Genomic DNA, 17,359 nt, shown 5'->3' on the forward strand with positions numbered 1-17,359 from the left:
CCCCTTTTCGGTATATCCACCCACCACACAGGGGGTGGAAACACCGAAAAGAGGTGGGTTTGCGAATGTCTCGGATCAGCGGTGGGTGAAGTTCGGGTCCCGCTTCTCGACGAAGGCGGCCATGCCTTCGGTCTGGTCGTCGGTCGCGAACGTGGAGTAGAACAGTGCGCGCTCGGCGCGGACACCCTCGACGAGGCTCGACTCGAACGCGCGATTGACCGCGTCCTTGGCGGCGGCGGACGCGATCAGCGACTTCGAGGCGATGACCTCGGCGACCTCGATGGCGGCGGCGCGGCAGTCCTCCTTGGGAACGACGCGCGAGACGAGGCCGAGGCGTTCGGCCTCGTCGACCTTCATCTGGCGGCCGGTCAGCACCATGTCCATCGCCTTGGCCTTGCCCACGGCGCGGGTGAGACGCTGCGAGCCGCCGATCCCGGGGATGACGCCGAGGTTGATCTCGGGCTGACCGAAGACGGCGTTGTCGCCGGCGATGATGGTGTCGCACAGCATCGCGAGCTCGCAGCCGCCGCCGAGGGCGTAGCCGGTGACGGCGGCGATGATCGGCGTGCGCGCCCGCGACAGCTCATCCCAGGCACCGAAGAACTGCTCGTTGACCACGTCCGCGTAGGACTTCGACGACATCTCCTTGATGTCGGCACCCGCGGCAAACGCCTTTTCCGAGCCGGTGATCACGATGGCGCCGATCCCCTGGTCGACGTCGAACTCCCGGACGGCACCGACCACTTCGTTCATCAGCTCGGTGTTGAGGGCGTTCAGTGCCTTGGGGCGGTTGAGGGTGATGATGCCCACCCGGCCGCTGGTCTCGACGATGATGGTCTGGTGTTCGGTCACGGTCAGTCCTCTTTCGGTTCGGTGACGGGCGGGATGTTACGGGCTGACTCCCACCCGGGGAAGGTCTCGGTCAGACGGTCGGGAACGTGAGGTCGTCGGGCAGTGGCGCGAAGAAGGCGTCGACGGCGTCCCCGGAGAACGTGGCCCACTTCGGATCGCGGTCCTTGTCGATGACCTGGGCGCGGATGCCCTCCGCCATGTCGGGATGCAGCAGGCAACGCACCGACACGCGATACTCGCGCACCAGGGTGTCCTCCAGGGTCGCGTCGCCGGCTGCCTCGCGCAGCGAACGCAGGGTGACGGCCAGTGCAGTCGGGCTCTTCGCCTCGATCGCGTCGGCGGTCTTGTCCGCGAAGGGCGAACCCACCGCGCGGCATCGTTCGATGATCTCCGAGACCGAATCGGCCGCAAACGCTTCCGCGATCCATCCGCGATGTTCGGCGAGTTCGGAAGCCGGCGCGTCGACGGCGTGCGCGGACAGTGCCGCCTCGATTCCCGACTCGCCGATCACGGCGAGGAACGCCGGCAGCGACTCCGACGGGACGAAGTGATCGGCCAGGCCCATCGCGATGGCGTCGGCGCCGCGCAGGTGACCGGCGGTGAGGCCGGCGTAGGTTCCGAGCCCGTCCGGAACGCGCGAAAGCAGATGCGTACCACCGACATCGGGCACGAAGCCGATACCCACCTCGGGCATCGCGAGTTTCGTACGGTCGGTGACGATGCGGATGTCGCCGTGCGCGGAGACCCCGACACCGCCGCCCATCACGATGCCGTCCATGATCGCGACATACGGCTTGGGATAGCCCGAGATCAGCGCGTTCAGACGGTATTCGTCGAACCAGAACCTCGCCGACGGCGACTGCTCTGCGTCACGATCGGTCGACTCGGGATTACCGCTCAACGCGGACGCGTCGCGATGGATGGCGACGATGTCGCCACCGGCGCAGAGGCCCCGCTCACCGGCGCCGGAGAGAACGACGGCTTCGACCGCGTCATCGGCGGCCCAGGCCGCGAGGTGCTCGGCCATCGAGCCGACCATCTCGTGATCGATCGCGTTGATGGACTTCGGACGGTTCAGGATCAGCGACCGCGCCGACCCGTTCTCCTCCGTCAAGACCGATGGTTCCGACACGGGCGAACTCCTCTCCACACCGACAGTTCTCCGATGGTTGCATATCCTAGTAACCGGGGTCCAGCCCGACTCAGGTTAGGGTTACCTCATGGGCTATTCCAGAGCACGCGTTGCCGACGTCGCCGACCTGACGCCCAATCTGCGTCGCATCGTCTTCGACGTGAACGATCTGCCAGGACTCGGCTTGCCCGGCGGCGCCGACGAAGCCGTGGGCATCTACTTCCCACACGACCCCGAGCGTGTCACACCGGATATGGAATGTCGCGACGGCACGTGGGCCTACTACGACATCGAACCGGCACCCGACGGCCGGAACTACTCGATCCGGTCGGTCGACCACTCCGCCGGGACCATGGTCGTCGACTTCGTCATCCATGCCGCCGGCCCTGCAACGCTGTGGGCCCAGCGCGCCGAAGCGGGGCACGACGTGGTGATGACGCACGCGCGGTGCTGGTACGCACCACCCGCCGGCGTCGAACGCCTGATCCTCGCCGCCGATCTGGCCGGACTCCCCGCCCTGGCCCGGATCCTCGACGAACTGCCGTCGACCGACGGTGTCACCGCCGTGGTCGAGGTGCCCGCCCCGACCGAACTGGCCTATCTGCCCGAGCGCGACGTCGAGCTGATCACGCTCGTCGGCGGCAACTCCCGCACGCCGAGCCGTCTCGCGGACACGGTCTGCGGACTCACCCTGCCGACCTCGGGCGCGTACTGCTGGTTCGCCGGCGAGGCGGCGGAGTCGCGTGCGATCCGCAAGCACCTGCGCGGCAATCTTCGCTGGGACCGCCGGTCCTACGACGTCATCGGCTACTGGCGCGTCGACGCCGAGCGATGGACGCAGGCCTATGTGGAGCGGGGCGCGGAACTGTTCGCCGTCTACCGCCAGGCGCTCGACGACGGCAAGAGCGAGAAGCAGGCGTCGGAAGAGTTCGACGAGGCGCTCGAACGGGCCGGCCTCTAGTACTCGGCGACCATACCCTTGTCGGGGGCACGAAACATCGTCCACAGGAACCGGGGTATGACCCGCTTTGGCAGCGGCGACGGCCAGTCCCGTCCGCGCATCAAGGCGTCGGTTCCACCGTCGACGGTGACGACCGCGCCGGCCATGAAGTCCGCCGCCGGCGACAGCATCAGCATGACCCAGGCGGCGAGCTGGTCAGGAGTTCCGTACTCGCGCACCGGAACCGGAAACGACTTCACGTGCCCGGCCTGCGGACCGTCGAGTTGCGACTGCAACAGCGGCGTCATGACCGGCCCGGGAGCGAGGACGTTGACCCGGATGCCCTCACCGGCCCACTCGGTCGCCGTCCCGTGCAGGCGGCACCACTGCGTGACCGCGATCTTCGACGACGCGTACGCCACCGGGCCCGTGACGCCGCGCCGGCGTCGGATCACCCGGACGGCCCCCTCGGGGTCGCCACCCAGCAGGCGTCGGATGGCGGATTTCGGGACCAGCGGCGTGACCGTCGCCGAATTCGACCCGAAGACAACCACTTTCGCCTTCACCGCGGCGGCCAGGGCGGGCCGCCACGCGGTCAGCAGCTCGGTCACCCCGAACACGTTGACCTCGACGATCATCCGCTCCCGTCCGGCCGCGGGGCCCATGCCCGCGGCCAGCACGGCCCCGTCGAGTTGCCCGCCGGATCGGGCGAGGACCTCGTCGGCCGCGCGGCGTCGGCCCTCGGGTGTCGACAGATCGGCGACGACGTCGGCATCGCGCTGATCGACCCCGATCACGGTGTGCCCGTCCGCGCGCAGGGCGGCGGCCACGGCCGCACCCATCCCCGACGCCGAGCCGGTCACCGCGTATGTGCCGGCCGGGATCACGCCAATCCCCTTTTCCCGCTGTCGGATTCAACTGTCGCGCCGTGCCGGTGTTGGGTCCGCTCGTAGGCGTCGTTGAAGGCACGTAGTTCGTGGAGCAGAGCCTGCGGCGAGCCGGGGGCCAGGTCGGCGAAGACCTGCTCGAGCCGTTCGGCTCGCAGCAGACCATCGCGCCGGAACGCTTCCCTCCCCGCATCCGTGGGGCGGATCAACTTCGACAACGAGTCCTCGACCTCGAACCGCTCCACGTAGCCGTGTTTGATGGCGGCGTTGACCTGCCGGTTGACCGTCGACTGCTCGAGCTGGAGGTCGGCGGTCAGCTCCCGCAACGTCCGCGGCCGACCGTCGGAGAGAATCCAGAGGATCGCGAAGGCCGAGCGTTCCAGCCCGACGCCGGGGTGCACCAGGCTGCGACGCCGTGACATCCGCAGCAACTCCTGCGCCAGGTCACGATGCACCGGCGACTGCCAGGGCGCATGGTCCTCCGACATCTCTCCTCCATCTGTCGACGTGGACAATCTACTGTCCGATTTGCATGTGTACATTACATATGTATGCTGCATACCTCGAAGGAGGTCTCCCCCATGAGCCAAGTACGAGGTTCCGCGCCCGAGCTGACCGACGACGCGTCCGACGCCGTCGAGAAGGCACCCGCCGTCGCGATCGGCAGCGTCGTGGTGCTGTGTTTCGGCGGCCTTGTCGCCTCGCTGATGCAGACGCTGATCATCCCGATCCAGCCCGACCTGCCCCGTCTTCTCGGGACATCGATCGGCAACGCATCGTGGATCATCACCGCGACCCTGCTCGCCGCCGCCGTGGCCATGCCGATCGCCGGACGCCTCGGCGACATGTTCGGCAAGCAGCGTGTCCTCTTGGTGAGCGCGGTGCTGCTCACCGTCGGTTCGTTGATCTGCGCACTGGGCGATTCGCTCATCCCGCTGATCATCGGACGCGGCGTACAGGGCCTGGCCATGGGATTCATCCCCGTCGGTATGAGCCTCATCCGTGAGATCACTCCGCCCCGGATCACCTCGATGGCCGTCGCCGCGATGAGTGCCACGCTCGGCGTCGGCGGTGCGATCGGCCTACCGCTGGCGGCCTGGATCGTGCAGACCTGGGATTGGCACGCCCTGTTCTACGTGGCAGCCGGTCTCGGCGTCCTCGTCACGGTCGCGGTCCTCGTCCTGGTCCCGCGCGTGAACGACGCCGCGGGCGGCCGCATCGACGTCCCCGGCGCGATCGGGTTGGCCGTGGGACTGTCCGCCTTCCTCATCGCCGTCTCGAAGGCGAACGACTGGGGTTGGACGTCCGGCGCCACACTCGGACTCGGAATCGGCGGAATCCTGGTGTTGATCGGATGGGGATTCTTCGAACTGCGCCAACGTGAGCCGCTCGTCGACCTGCGCACCACCGCACGGCCCGCCGTCCTGCTGACCAACATCGCCGCCGCGGCGATCGGCTTCGGCATGATGGCCCAGTCCATCGTGCTGCCGATGCTGCTGCGCCTCCCGGAGGCCACCGGTTATGGTCTGGGACAGTCGCTTCTGGCCGCGGGCCTGTGGATGGCGCCCGGCGGACTGATGATGATGATCTTCGCGCCCATCTCGGGCATCCTCATCAACCGGATCGGCGCCAAGATCACCCTGGCCATCGGCGCGGCCATCCTGGGATGCGGTTACCTGCTCGCCTTCTTCCTCATGGACGCGGCCTGGAAGCTGATGCTGGCCTCGATCGTGTGTGCCATCGGTGTGGGTGTCGGCTACGCGGCGATGCCGACCCTGATCATGGGATCGGTGCCGGCCACCGAAGCCGGTGCCGCCGTGGGGCTCAACGGACTCATGCGTTCGCTGGGCACCACCGTCGCCTCCGCCGTGATGGCACTGATCCTGGCCAGTGCCACGATCTCGCTCGGCGGCACCGAGGTGCCCGACCAGTCGACGTTCACCTGGTGCTTCCTCGTTGCCGCGGCCGCCGCCTTCGTCGGCATGGCGATCACACTGACCATCCCCTCGCGTCGCGGATCGTCGAATGTGCCGGAGGAGCAACCGCTTCCGGCTCGGGGCTGATCCAGATCCGGGTTGCGGTCATCGCCCAGATCAGGGACGCAGGGGCGGGAAATACGACTCGGCACCCAGTGCGCGAACGTCGTCGAGCCATCCCGAACCGTAGGCCTCGACGGTCCGCACCGAATCCGGCTCCTCCAGATTCCAGGCCTGTCGTTTGTAGGTCCAGTTCGTTGGTTGCAGACGGTGCGCCGCGCGCCAGTGATCGATCGACGCTCCGTGGTCGCCCTGCCGGTGAAAGTACTCACCGAGCTCGAAATGGGCAGCGGCCAGCGATTCGTTCGCGGACCGCGGCTGTGATCGCTCGATGACCTGATCGGGATCGAGGACATAGCGACTGGTGGCACCGTGTGCTGCCCAGTCACGGACCATGGCCGGGTAGAGCGCGTAATCGATCCTCATCTTGGCGATCTCCGACCTGACCGCGCGGTGGTCCGCAGGCATCTCGTCGAGCGATTGTGCGGCGACCTCGGAACTCTCGTGCGGATTCTCGAGCCAGGCCGGCTCAGCCGGTCGGACGATCACCCCCTGCTCGTCGACCCACATCGCGTTGGGGACGTTGGTGACACCGAAACGAGCTCCCAGGATGTGGGTCCGGTCGATCAGTGCCGGGTGTGACGGAGCGGCCTTCTCGATCCACGGACGCGCTGCCTCGGCGCCGCCGGTGTCGAGGGCAACCGTCACCACCTCGACTCCGGACGGATGCAGTTCGTCACGGAGCTCCCGCCACAGGCGCAGGTCTTCCCGACACCCACACCACGATGCCCACGCCACCAGGACGGTCTTCTGGCCCAGCAGGGAGTCAAGTCGAAAGAGGGTCCCGTTGAGTTGCGGCAGTTCCAATTCCGGAGCCACCGCCGTCGTAAGCGACCGGCCCGTGATCGTCGATTCCGGGCCCAGTGCCCATACATCAACCCGTTCGTCCTTCACCAGACCCATCCCGAGCCGCTCGGCGATGGAAACGATGTCCACATCGGCCGAGTCGCCATCACTCGAGTTGAGCAGGGGCACACACACTTCACCTTTGCAGGCGCCCTGGGGCTTGAGCGCCCAGCCGGTGCCCTGCAGAAACATGTCGGCGTCGATGTCCAGAGAAGTCAGGATCATCGCCCGGCCTCCACGGTCGTGTCTGTGATCCCCATGAGTTGTTGCATCCGCTCGGGATCGACGCCGATCCGGTGCGACAAGGAGAGGGCATCCCAATACTCCCGCCAGTTGACGATGAGTCCATCGTCATCGATCTCGAAGATCGCCAACAGCGGGTTGTGCACGCGAACGTTGTTGTGCAGCATCGTGACATGGTCGATCCGCTCGGTGATGACGTAGCGGTCGTCCGACACGACCGTAAGGACCTCGCACACGCAGTCCTTGTAGTCGTCGGCTTGACGGGCGAGCTCCCCGGCGATGGCATCACGCCCCTGGATCGCCTGCCGCGCAGGCACGCCGACCTGATACCAGGCATCCTCGCGGAACAACGCGGTCACCCGTTCCAGATTCGGCCGGAAGTCGCCCAGGTCGAGGATGCGCAGGACCTCGCGAACCGGCGCCTCTTGCTTCGAACCCATGTGGTCCCTCTCTCTCCATCGCTTGCATGTGATCACGGTCATATCATGTATATCACTGTCAGAAATGATCTGGTGTGAACCGGACCGTCATCGACGGTGGCCTCGATTCCGCACTGATGAGCCGTAATAGAGCGCCAAAACGCTTGCATCAGGAATTCAGCATGTCAGAATCGAGACTCACCGTCGTTTGAAGCGACCCTCGGCGAGCAACGTAGAGGCCGTCGGCCTGGATCAAGGGCGTACGTCGACAGCCGAACGGTCGAGGAAGTCCGCCAGGCCGGCAGAGAAGACGTCATTGTCGTCTCCTGCGACCATGTGGCCCGCCTCGCGGACGTCGACCACCTCGAGATGCGGGATCAGAACCCGCATCTCTGCGACTCCCGCGTCGGAGACGACGTCCGACATCCGTCCCCGGACGAGCAGGAACGGGCAGGTGACGTCTCGGGCGGCGGCTCGCGAACGCTCATAGACAACTTGGCTGTTCGGGTGCTCGGGACTGTCGGCAGAGTCTTCGACATCGAGACTGCGAGGGTCCCAGTGCCAATGCCACCGCTCCCCTCGTAGCCTCAGGTTCTTCTTCAGGCCCTCGAGACTGCCGGACCGGCGGCGCCGCGGGTTGTACGCGGCGATCGCCTCCGATGCCTGCTCCAGGCTGTCGAAGCCGTCGGGCGCACTCCGCATGAAGTCACGGACCCGCGCACTACCGGACTCCTCGATCTTCGCGGCCACGTCGACCAGGACCAGCGCCTGCGCGAGTCCCCTGTTCTCACCGGCTGCGATCAGCGAGACAATGCCCCCCAGAGACGCTCCCACCAGCGACAACGGTTGTCCGGGTTCGCGGCGACGAATCTCGGATGTCAGGGACATCAGGTCATCGAGGTGCCCCGACAGACCATAATTGCCGTCGGGCGCCCAATCGCTGTCGCCGTGACCCCGGAGATCCACGGCGTAGGTCGTCCATCCCAGAATCGCAAGTCGTTCGCCGGCCGTACGCCAGGAATGCCGAGTCTGCCCGCCGCCGTGCAACAGCACGACGACGCCGCGGGAATCACCACCGGCCCACCGGTCGGCGGCCAACTCGAGTCCTCCGCCGGGAAGTGTCACCCGGTCGTGCGAGACCTTGTCGGTAGCCATGGCACCCCCTTCATCTGGTGCGATCCGTCGTCGCCCGCATCGATCAAGCACCATCGTGCCAGCCGCAGCCGAGATTCGCACAACCATGGATTTTGTTGCACACGAACACGATACGATCCTACTGCCCTAGAGTCAGGAGAAACATGGCTGCCCTCGACCTGGTCCTCGTCGAACATTCCGGTTCCACGTGCACCGTCACACTGAATCGTCCCGAAGCACGTAACGCCCTGTCGCAGGACCTCAACCGGGAACTCATGGCCGCTGTTGCCGACGCGGACGACGACCCCGGCGTGGCGGTCATCCTGCTCACCGGCGCGGGCGGTTCGTTCTGCGCCGGCATGGATCTCAAAGAGCTGTCCGCCAGGGGTTTCTCCGGGAGCGAGAAGACCGAGAACTGCATCGACCGCGTCGCCGTGTGCGCCACGCCGGTCATCGGCCTCGTAGACGGGCCGGCGGTCACGGGTGGATTCGAACTCGCGCTCGCATGCGACTTTCTCATCGCGTCGACCACCGCGCGGTTCGCCGACACCCACTCTCGCATCGGGATCGTCCCCGGCGGTGGGTTGACCGGCCGTCTTGCCGAAGCCGTCGGAGTTCGGCGAGCCCGGCACCTCAGTGCCACCGGGCAGTATCTCGATTCCGCCACCGCCCTGGCCTGGGGACTGGTGAACCAGGTGGTCGAGCCGACCGCATTGCACGACCGCGGACTGGCCGTCGCCGAAGCCTTCACCGCAGCCGATTCGGCCACACTGCAACAGATCTGGTCGCTCTACGACGGGCTGTCCGACGACGGGATCGTCGAGGCCCTCACCCGGGAGGCCGAGACCAACCGGGCCTGGACCGCCGAGGTGGCCGCCGTCGCCCAGTCGACGGCATCAGTCCTCGAGCACGGCCGTTCGCAGACAGCACACGACGGGCGCTGACGACTCTCGGGTCAGCGCCCGCGTGGGCTGTCGTGCAGTACCGTCGGTCACACGACCTGGTTGTCGGACTCTCTGTCCCGTTGCCCGACAAGGACTACATGCTGGTGGGGCCCCGGGAACTTCAGGAGCGACCCGGCATCGCCACGCAGTTGCTGGCCTGTGACATAACGGGATTCGTCGGACGCGAAGAAGAGCACGGCATTGGAGATGTCCACGGTGTCCACATACGGGATGGGCATTGCCTGGAACGTCGCGAAGGCGGGCTCGACCTCTTCGCGCGTCGGATGTTCCAGATCCGGGCGGAACACCGAATACAGACCATCGTTGTGCAACAGATGAGTGTCGACGTTGGTCGGATGGATGACGTTCACGCGGATGAACTCCGAGGCCAAGTGCAGTGCGAGCTGCTCGGAATAACCGACCAGGGTCTTCTTGGACCACCCGTACCCGGCCGAGCCGGGCCCCATCGCCGGATTGTCCGTCGTGTTCGGCAACATCGCCGCCGTCGATCCGGTGATCACGACCGATGCATACGAGCCCAGGTGCGGCATCGACACCGCGACAGTGTTCATCACACCGACGAGGTCGACGTCGACGGCATCGACGAAATCTGACGCGTGCGGGTCACCCATGGCCATCGGCAGTATTCCGGCGTTGGCGACCACGATGTCGAGATGGCCGAGCGAAGCCAGTCCCTCGTCGAGCGCCGACTTCAGTTGAGCGCGGTTGCGCACGTCGGCCTTGACGGGCACGATTCGACGGTCGAGTTTCTCTCAGACCGCGGTGAGGACGACCTGTTCACCCAAGCTGTTGACCCAGAGCCTCTTCGGTGCCGGCTGGACCGCTGACCGTGTGGGCCGAATCTGATGAGGCCCGACCGGACCGACTACTGGCGGAGGCGTTCGCTCTGGTACGCAACGGCTTCACGAGCGCCTGATCCCGCGCCCGCCGAGCGGCCTCCTCGTGGGCACGTCAATCCCACATCAGTCCGCCGTCGATCAGCAGGGTGTGTCCGGTGACGAACCCCGCCTCGTCCGACAAGAGATAGGCGACCGCCGCCGCAACCTCTTCGGGCTTGCCCATGCGACCCACCGGAATGAGATCGGCCCACTTCTCCTGCTGGTCGGCGCCGAAGGCGATGATCCCTTCGGTCAGGATCGTGCCGGGACCGACCGCGTTCACCTGGATGTTCCGACGCGCGTACTGCAGCGCGGCGTTCTTGGTGAGTCCGACGACGCCGTGCTTGGCGGCGGTGTAGGCAGCCATACCAGGAGCATTCTTGGCGCCCGCGTTCGATGCCATGTTGACGATCTTGCCGTGCCCGGCGCCGACCATGTGAGCGAGTTCGCCACGCATGCACAGGAACGTGCCTCGGAGGTCGACGCCCATCACCGAATCCCACTCGGCGATCGACAACTCGTGCAGATCACCGGGAGTGTGCGCTATCCCCGCATTGTTCACCGCGAGATCGAGTCCCCCGAGGTATTCGACGGATCGCGAGATCAACGCCTCGACGCTGTCGGCATCGGAGACATCCGCCTGGATGAACGTCGCCTTCCCCCCGGCCGCGCGGATGCTGTCCACGGTCGTGGCACCACCTTCGTCACTGATGTCCGAGACCACCACGTTCGCACCGTCTTTCGCGAGGCGAAGTGCGATCGCGCGTCCCAGACCGGACCCCGCTCCGGTGACCAGGGCACCGGAATTCTCCAATGTCATCAGTTATCTCCTCGCTCGACTTCGCCGGCACCGGTCACGACCGACCGGATGGCAACCGGACGAACAGTGCTCGTGCCTCGGCGCACACTACGTCCCCGTCGAGCAGCGCGCCGCGCACGAAGGTCTTGCGCCCCTCGATGCTGTCGATGGTCGCGGTCACCCGGAGTTCACGGCAGACGGGGGTGGCGCTGCGATAATCGACTTTGAGGAACGCGGTACGCGAGTCCGGCTGTCCCTTGCGACTCACGAACATTCCCAGGACATCGTCGAACAGGAGGGTGATCACTCCGCCGTGGACCGTGTCGGTGCTGCCCATGTGGGCGAAACCGAACGTCACCGAACCGAGCATGGAGTCGTCGGAGGTGTCGGTCGACTCATAGGGCACGAGGATCGGGTGCCCGAGGCCCTGCATGCCCAGTTCTCTGGCCGTGCGCTGCCCTTCGGCCACCTCGAAGTGCCGGAGCCGATCGGTCAGATCCTCGATCGCCGCGGTCATCTCCGCTGCCGCCTCGTGCGGTGGGGCCACCAGACACAAAGTCGCCTGTAGGTCTCGAAAGGCTTCGATCATGCCCACGAATGCGTCGATGTCGTGGGCCTGTACGTGGGTCATGATTCGGACTCCTTACGCCGGGAACGCGTGCCGCTGCACGAGCCCTTCGCTCAGCACGCTGAGGTCGGTCTGGAAATCGGTGAAACTGCGGCTGGTCGGTTCGATGGTGATCCACGTGACGCCGGCATCTTCGTACGCGGCCAGTTCGGGCCCGACGGCGGCTACGAAAGCTGCGGCTCCGTCCCTGCGCAGCACTTCTTTCTCGAAAGGCACGAACGAGACATCGACGTCGGGTTTTCCTGCTGATGCTCGGAACCTGTTCAGTTCGCCGATCTGCGTGCGAAGGGCCCCGATGTCCTCCAGGGGTGGCGTCCTCGTGATCGCGGCCGTCGACGCCTGCTGTGCGATCGGCATCCAGCCGTCGGCCTTGTCGATCACCCGTCGCCGAGCGGCGCGGCTGTTTCCCCCGATCCAGATCGGCGGACCACCGTCGGTTTGTGGTAGTGGCAGGGCGATGTGTCCCGCCGCGCCGTACGCCGGACCCTCGTGCTCCTCACCACGCCAGGTCGCCCGCATGGCATCGATGGCCTCGTCGAAGAGCTTGCCCCGGCCGCTGAAGTCGGCCCGGAGCGCGTCGAACTCGGTCTCGAGGTAACCGGCACCGAGTCCCAGTGTGACCCGCCCGCCCGATAAAAGGTCCAGACTGGCAACGGCTTTGGCGCCGAGATACGGGCTGCGATATCCGACGACCATCGCGTAGGTGAGCAGACGGATACGGCTGGTCGCCTCGGCGGCCACCGCCAACGACACGAACGGGTCGAACGCGTGATGACCACCTCGAGCCAGCCACTCACGGTCGGGGTAGGGGTGCTCGCTCATCGAGAAGCCGTCGAATCCGGCCTCCTCGCAGCACTTGGCCACCTCTCCGAGGCTGCCGTCTCCGATCCACTCGCGATAGTGTTTTACCGCCCGCATGGGGAACATCAGGTTGAACTTCAACGCCATCTCACACCCTCCGCCATGTCACACCTTCATCTGAAGAGTTCCCGTGCGACCACCAAGCGCTGGACCTCGGTGGCGCCTTCCCCGAGACGCTTCACTCGCAGGTCACGAAACCACCGCTCGAGTGGCAACTCATCGGAGAGCCCGAGCGCACCATGAACCTGGATGCAGGTGTCGATGACCTTGTAGGCCGCCTCCGTGCCGTACATCTTGGCGATGGAGGCGTCGACCTTGACGTCTCGGCCCAGATCGGCATTCCACGCCGCCTGATACATCAGCAACCGGGCAGCACGCAGTTCCACCTCGGCGTCGACGAGCATCCAGGCGACTCCCTGCTTGTCGGACAACCTGCCACCGAAGACCTCTCGGCCCTTGGCCCACCGACACGCCGAGTTCAGTGCTTCCTGCGCGATTCCGATCGGGCCGGCGGCGTACAGGATTCGGCTGTAGACGAGGAAGTCGCTGGCGAGTGCGAACCCACCACCCTCGGCACCGATGCGATTCGCCGCGGGCACCCGCACGTTGTCGAAGTGGAGTTCGTAAGGCGCGAACGACGCCATCACCCCTATCCGGTTGAACGTCAGCCCAGGGGTGCCCCTCTCCACGATGAAACACGAGATCCCGGCACGGCCTTCGCCGGTCCGTGCGTACACCACTCCCCAGTCCGCCCCCTCGGCATGGGAGGTCCACATCTTGCTGCCGTCGAGAACGTACTCATCACCGTCGCGGACCGCTCGAAGGGTGATCGCGCGGGCCGGGTCGGACCCACCTGACGCCTCGCTGATGGCGGTGTAGGCCTTGGTCATCCGGCCGTCGAGGATCGGCTGTGCGAATCTCTGGAACTGCTCGGGCGACGCCTTGAACATGATATTGGGAGGATTGCCGCCGAAGGCGCCGAGCGCTGGGAAGAACGCTCCCATACGGCATTTGGACGCCTCCTCGGCCACCACCACCTGACCGAGCACGCTGAGGCCGGCGCCGCCATACATCTCTGGAGTCTGCAGAGCCCACAGCCCCAGACGACGAGCTTTGTCCTGCAGCGGGATCAGCTGATCTCGCGAAAGCCCGGCGGTGTCATGGGGAAGCGTTGCCTCGAGAGGATGAACCTCGCGCTGCATGAACCGGCGAACCGTCTCACGAAGCATCCGCAACTCGTCGGGCAGTTCCCAGGATCCGAGCGGCGGACCTCCGGCCCCGGTCTCGGTTTCGATTTCCACAGTCACGGATGGCCTCAGACCTTCTGACCGAAACGGTGGTCCTTGGCGCTTTGCAGTTGAGGCACGTGGTTGGCGTCGTACTGCTCAATCCATTCTGCAGGAAGCTTGCCCCACGCCTCACCGATCTTGATCCGCTGCGCCTCGCTGAACACCTCGGAGGCGACCACGTCGCCGACGAAGATGGTGCTCTCCTGCACGTCGAGCGAGCCGATCACCCGGCATTCGACGTAGCTGTGGGCATCGAGGAGGATCGGTGCGCCCGTGACACCTTCTTTGGTCCGGAGTTTGCCGATCTTGTCGCCGTCCCGACCCGAGCTTCCGCCCAGGGTCATCAGGATCTCTATCGAAGCATCGACTTCGTCGTCACCGGCGCTGAGCATATGCATCGCAAAAACGCCGGAACTCAGCAGCATGTCATGCGTCATGTTGTACTTGGTCAGACTCACGGTCGCCCGCGGAGCATCCGGGATGATACTGGCGGCGCCGGCTGACAGCGACATCAGGCCGTTGGCGAAGCCCCCATCGATGGTGGTGATGGCGACTGGGAACGGCCGGAGTCCGCTGAGAACTTTGTTCGCAGCATCGGTGTCTACGGTCATGACTTTCCTTTGTTCGATTCGGGGAAGGACTACCTGTTCGCCGGCGCCGGGACGTCGATGACGACCGCACCGGCCTGACCACCACCCGCGCACATCGCGGCGACGCCGTAACCGCCTCCGCGACGGCGCAGTTCGTTGATGAGCGAGAGAATCATCCGCGCACCCGACGCCGCCACCGGATGACCGATGGAACACCCGCTGCCCAGAACGTTGACGATGTCGGCGCTGATACCGAGCTTCTTGCACGCCGCGACGGGGACGGCCGCGAATGCCTCGTTGATCTCCCACAGCGCGACGTCCGCCACGCCGATTCCGGCGCGGTCCAAGACCTTCGGGATGACGTCGAGCACGGCGAGACCGGTGTGGGCCGGATCGATACCCGTTGCCGCCCAGGCCTTCACCGAGGCCAGCACCTCCAGGCCCTCGTCGGCCGCGAGGTCGGAGCCGACCACCAGGACAGCGGCTGCGGCGTCGTTGATCCCGCTCGAGTTCCCCGCGGTGATGGAGAAGCCCTCGATCTCGGGGTGAAGTGGTTTGAGACCGGCCAGCCGCTCTGCGGTGGTGTCACGACGGGGATGCTCGTCCGTGGCGAACTCGACGAACGTCCCGTCCTGCTGCCGTGCCGACACCGGAACGATCTCGTCGACGAAAGCGCCCGAATCGATCGCCGCGATGGCACGCTCATGCGACCGCAACGCCCACGCATCCATCTCCTCACGGGTCAGGTCGAGTTCGGCGGCGGTGTTCCAGCCGACCGTGATCGACATGTCCATGTTCGGCGCCTCGGCGCTGTCCGGGTGGGTCGGCGGCATCCATTTCTGGGTGAACTCGTCCACGGTGCCGGGGGTCCGGAAGGACTGCATCGGACTGGTGGAGATGGACTGGGTGCCCCCTGCGATGATCGCCCGCTCTGCACCGGAGATGACCTGTGCTGCGGCGTTTCCCACCGCGGTCAGGCTTCCCGCGCAGTGCCGGTTGACGGCCTGCCCGGGGACCCGGGTCATTCCGGTGACCACTGCCGCGTGCCGCGCGACATCACCTCCGCCGTAGTTCGATTCGGCGAGGATGATGTCGTCGATCTGCGTGGGGGCCAGGCCTGATCGTTTCTGGACCTCTGCGACAACCACCTCGGCGAGTTCCATCGCCGTGGTGTCACGCAGGGTCCCTTTGAACGACGTGCCGACGGGCGTGCGTGCTCCGGCGACGATGACGGCTTCGATTGTTGACATGGCTGAATCTTTCGTTCGGTGTGCGCGGCCTCAGCCGAGCGTGAAGGGGTCGCGAGTGGCGCCGCTGAGTTCTACCCAGACGGCCTTGGTCTCGGTGAAGTCCGCGACGGCGTCGATACCGTTCTCACGGCCGATACCGCTCGCGCCGACTCCGCCGAACGGTACGTGCGGAGCGACCGTGCGATACGCGTTGATCCAGATCGTGCCCGCTCGCAGTTTGGCCGCCACCCGATGGGCGCGGTGCACGTCTTTGGTCCAGACCGAGCCGGCCAGACCGAATTCCGTGGAGTTGGCCGACGCGATCGCCTCGGCCTCGTCGGCGAATGTCGACACCGTCAGGACCGGTCCGAAGATCTCCTCGGAGACGGCTCGCATGTCCGCGGTGACGCCGGTCAGGACCGTCGGCTTCACGAAATAGCCACCCAGTTCCCCGGCCGGCACCCCGCCGTAGGCGATGGTGGCGCCCTCTTCGCGTGCAGCAGCGAAGTGCGACAGCACTTTTTGGTACTGCGGCTCGTTGGAGACCGGGCCCATCTCGGTCCGGGGATCCTTCGGGTCGCCCAGGATGATGGTCGAGGCGCGTGCGACGACCTTTGCGATCAGGTCGTCGGCGACGCTCTCGTGCACCAGCAACCGCGACCCGGCCAGGCAGGTCTGTCCGGTCGCGGCGAAGATGCCCGAGATCACCCCGTTGGACGCGGCGTCGAGATCCGCGTCGGGAAACACGACCTGAGCCGACTTCCCACCGAGCTCCAGGGTGAACCGGGTCATGTTCGCCACGGCGGCCTGACCGACGCGGATCCCGGTACCGGTGGAACCGGTGAACGCTATCTTGTCCACACCGGGATGGGAAGCCAGCGCGGCCCCGGTCTCGGGACCCCAACCGGTGACGACGTTGACGACGCCGGGCGGGAAACCGGCTTCCGCGAACAGCTTCGCGAACGCCAGCGTGGACGCGGGGGTGTGGTCGCTGGGCTTGATCACGAACGTGCACCCCGCGGCCAGTCCCGCCGCCAGCTTCCACGCCAGCAACAGCAGCGGGGAGTTCCACGGCGTGATCGCCCCGACCACACCGACCGGCTCATGGGTGGTGTACACGAGGAAGTTCGGCTTGTCGGTGGGGATGACGCTGCCTTCGAGCTTGTCCGCCATACCCGCGTAGTAGTAGAAGTACTCGGGGAGTCCGCGCATCTGCCCGGACATCTCGCGCAGGAGCTTACCGCCGTCGCGCACCTCCAGCTCGGCCAGTTCGTCGGCGTCGCGGGTGATGAGCTCGGCGAGTCGCCAGAGCAGCTTGCCACGAGCTGTGGCGGTCAGCTCGCCCCACGGGCCCGACAGCGCATCACGAGCGGCCTGCACCGCACGGTCGATGTCGACGGCTCCGGCGTCGGGCACCCGAATCCAGGGCCGGCCGGTGAACGGGTCGATGCTCTCGTAAGTCTTGCCGGACTCGGCCGTGACCTCCTCGCCTCCGATGAGCAATGGAACGGTCGCGATCTGTTCGGTGAGTTGGTCAGTGGTCACTTGCACTCCTAAACGAACCTGTCGGG

Annotated in this window: 17 protein-coding genes and 1 pseudogene; 3 read left to right on the plus strand and 15 right to left on the minus strand. The window is 66.1% G+C overall.

Annotated elements, in window-relative coordinates; genetic code table 11:
• Window positions 1-75: 75 nt before the first annotated feature.
• Entirely contained in the window at window positions 76-852 is a 777-nt protein-coding gene (locus QAD21_RS20375) for an enoyl-CoA hydratase (RefSeq protein WP_058249749.1), read from the minus strand.
• A gap of 70 nt (window positions 853-922) precedes the next feature.
• Entirely contained in the window at window positions 923-1,984 is a 1,062-nt protein-coding gene (locus QAD21_RS20380) for an enoyl-CoA hydratase/isomerase family protein (protein ID WP_277244030.1), read from the minus strand.
• Window positions 1,985-2,072: 88 nt separating this feature from the next.
• On the opposite strand from QAD21_RS20380, the gene QAD21_RS20385 reads away from it, so the two are divergent.
• Window positions 2,073-2,945: a siderophore-interacting protein gene (locus QAD21_RS20385; protein ID WP_165629560.1), complete on the plus strand. Its 873-nt coding sequence runs from the start codon at window positions 2,073-2,075 to the stop codon at window positions 2,943-2,945.
• On the opposite strand, the gene QAD21_RS20390 is transcribed toward QAD21_RS20385, so the two are convergent.
• Entirely contained in the window at window positions 2,942-3,766 is an 825-nt protein-coding gene (locus tag QAD21_RS20390) for an SDR family oxidoreductase (RefSeq protein ID WP_277244081.1), read from the minus strand. The genes QAD21_RS20385 and QAD21_RS20390 overlap by 4 nt on opposite strands.
• Window positions 3,767-3,807: 41 nt before the next feature.
• Window positions 3,808-4,299 (minus strand): MarR family winged helix-turn-helix transcriptional regulator, encoded by a 492-nt coding sequence (locus QAD21_RS20395; protein ID WP_277244031.1) that lies wholly within the window; start codon window positions 4,297-4,299, stop codon window positions 3,808-3,810.
• Window positions 4,300-4,392: 93 nt separating this feature from the next.
• Between QAD21_RS20395 and QAD21_RS20400 the strand changes: the two genes are divergently transcribed.
• The gene (locus QAD21_RS20400) at window positions 4,393-5,874 is read left to right on the plus strand and encodes an MFS transporter (RefSeq protein ID WP_280360193.1); all 1,482 of its coding nucleotides are present in this window, start codon (window positions 4,393-4,395) and stop codon (window positions 5,872-5,874) included.
• 30 nt (window positions 5,875-5,904) lie between these two features.
• Here QAD21_RS20400 and QAD21_RS20405 read toward each other — a convergent pair whose 3' ends face one another.
• The 3 genes from QAD21_RS20405 to QAD21_RS20415 all read right to left on the minus strand — a co-directional run bounded on the left by QAD21_RS20405 (window position 5,905) and on the right by QAD21_RS20415 (window position 8,570).
• On the minus strand, window positions 5,905-6,978 hold the full coding sequence (locus QAD21_RS20405; protein ID WP_247450254.1) for a ResA-like WAxxUGC motif-containing protein: 1,074 nt from the start codon (window positions 6,976-6,978) through the stop codon (window positions 5,905-5,907).
• The gene (locus QAD21_RS20410) at window positions 6,975-7,436 is read right to left on the minus strand and encodes a limonene-1,2-epoxide hydrolase family protein (protein WP_065632562.1); all 462 of its coding nucleotides are present in this window, start codon (window positions 7,434-7,436) and stop codon (window positions 6,975-6,977) included. Before QAD21_RS20410 ends, QAD21_RS20405 begins: the two co-directional genes overlap by 4 nt.
• Window positions 7,437-7,667: 231 nt before the next feature.
• Window positions 7,668-8,570 (minus strand): alpha/beta hydrolase, encoded by a 903-nt coding sequence (locus QAD21_RS20415; RefSeq protein ID WP_065632561.1) that lies wholly within the window; start codon window positions 8,568-8,570, stop codon window positions 7,668-7,670.
• 143 nt (window positions 8,571-8,713) lie between these two features.
• On the opposite strand from QAD21_RS20415, the gene QAD21_RS20420 reads away from it, so the two are divergent.
• Entirely contained in the window at window positions 8,714-9,493 is a 780-nt protein-coding gene (locus QAD21_RS20420; protein WP_065632560.1) for an enoyl-CoA hydratase, read from the plus strand.
• Between the two features lie 47 nt (window positions 9,494-9,540).
• Here QAD21_RS20420 and QAD21_RS20425 read toward each other — a convergent pair.
• From QAD21_RS20425 to QAD21_RS20460, 8 genes and pseudogenes are all read right to left on the minus strand, one after another.
• Window positions 9,541-10,266 (minus strand): annotated as a pseudogene (locus QAD21_RS20425) (SDR family oxidoreductase); the annotation flags it as partial.
• A gap of 199 nt (window positions 10,267-10,465) precedes the next feature.
• Entirely contained in the window at window positions 10,466-11,212 is a 747-nt protein-coding gene (locus QAD21_RS20430; protein WP_065632559.1) for an SDR family NAD(P)-dependent oxidoreductase, read from the minus strand.
• A 34-nt stretch (window positions 11,213-11,246) separates the two neighbouring features.
• Window positions 11,247-11,822 carry a PaaI family thioesterase gene (locus QAD21_RS20435; protein ID WP_065632558.1) on the minus strand — a complete coding sequence of 192 codons (576 nt, stop codon included), beginning with the start codon at window positions 11,820-11,822 and terminating at the stop codon, window positions 11,247-11,249.
• Window positions 11,823-11,834: 12 nt separating this feature from the next.
• Entirely contained in the window at window positions 11,835-12,767 is a 933-nt protein-coding gene (locus tag QAD21_RS20440; RefSeq protein WP_065632557.1) for an LLM class F420-dependent oxidoreductase, read from the minus strand.
• A 26-nt stretch (window positions 12,768-12,793) separates the two neighbouring features.
• Window positions 12,794-13,909 carry an acyl-CoA dehydrogenase family protein gene (locus QAD21_RS20445; RefSeq protein ID WP_065632612.1) on the minus strand — a complete coding sequence of 372 codons (1,116 nt, stop codon included), beginning with the start codon at window positions 13,907-13,909 and terminating at the stop codon, window positions 12,794-12,796.
• An 86-nt stretch (window positions 13,910-13,995) separates the two neighbouring features.
• Window positions 13,996-14,580 carry a flavin reductase family protein gene (locus QAD21_RS20450; protein ID WP_065632556.1) on the minus strand — a complete coding sequence of 195 codons (585 nt, stop codon included), beginning with the start codon at window positions 14,578-14,580 and terminating at the stop codon, window positions 13,996-13,998.
• A gap of 29 nt (window positions 14,581-14,609) precedes the next feature.
• Window positions 14,610-15,809, minus strand: a complete 1,200-nt coding sequence (locus QAD21_RS20455) for a thiolase family protein (RefSeq protein WP_065632555.1) — start codon at window positions 15,807-15,809, stop codon at window positions 14,610-14,612.
• Between the two features lie 30 nt (window positions 15,810-15,839).
• Entirely contained in the window at window positions 15,840-17,333 is a 1,494-nt protein-coding gene (locus tag QAD21_RS20460) for an aldehyde dehydrogenase (RefSeq protein ID WP_065632554.1), read from the minus strand.
• Window positions 17,334-17,359: the final 26 nt, after the last annotated feature.

The organism is Gordonia sp. SMJS1 (genome assembly GCF_029866425.1).
Classification (GTDB): domain Bacteria; phylum Actinomycetota; class Actinomycetes; order Mycobacteriales; family Mycobacteriaceae; genus Gordonia; species Gordonia hongkongensis.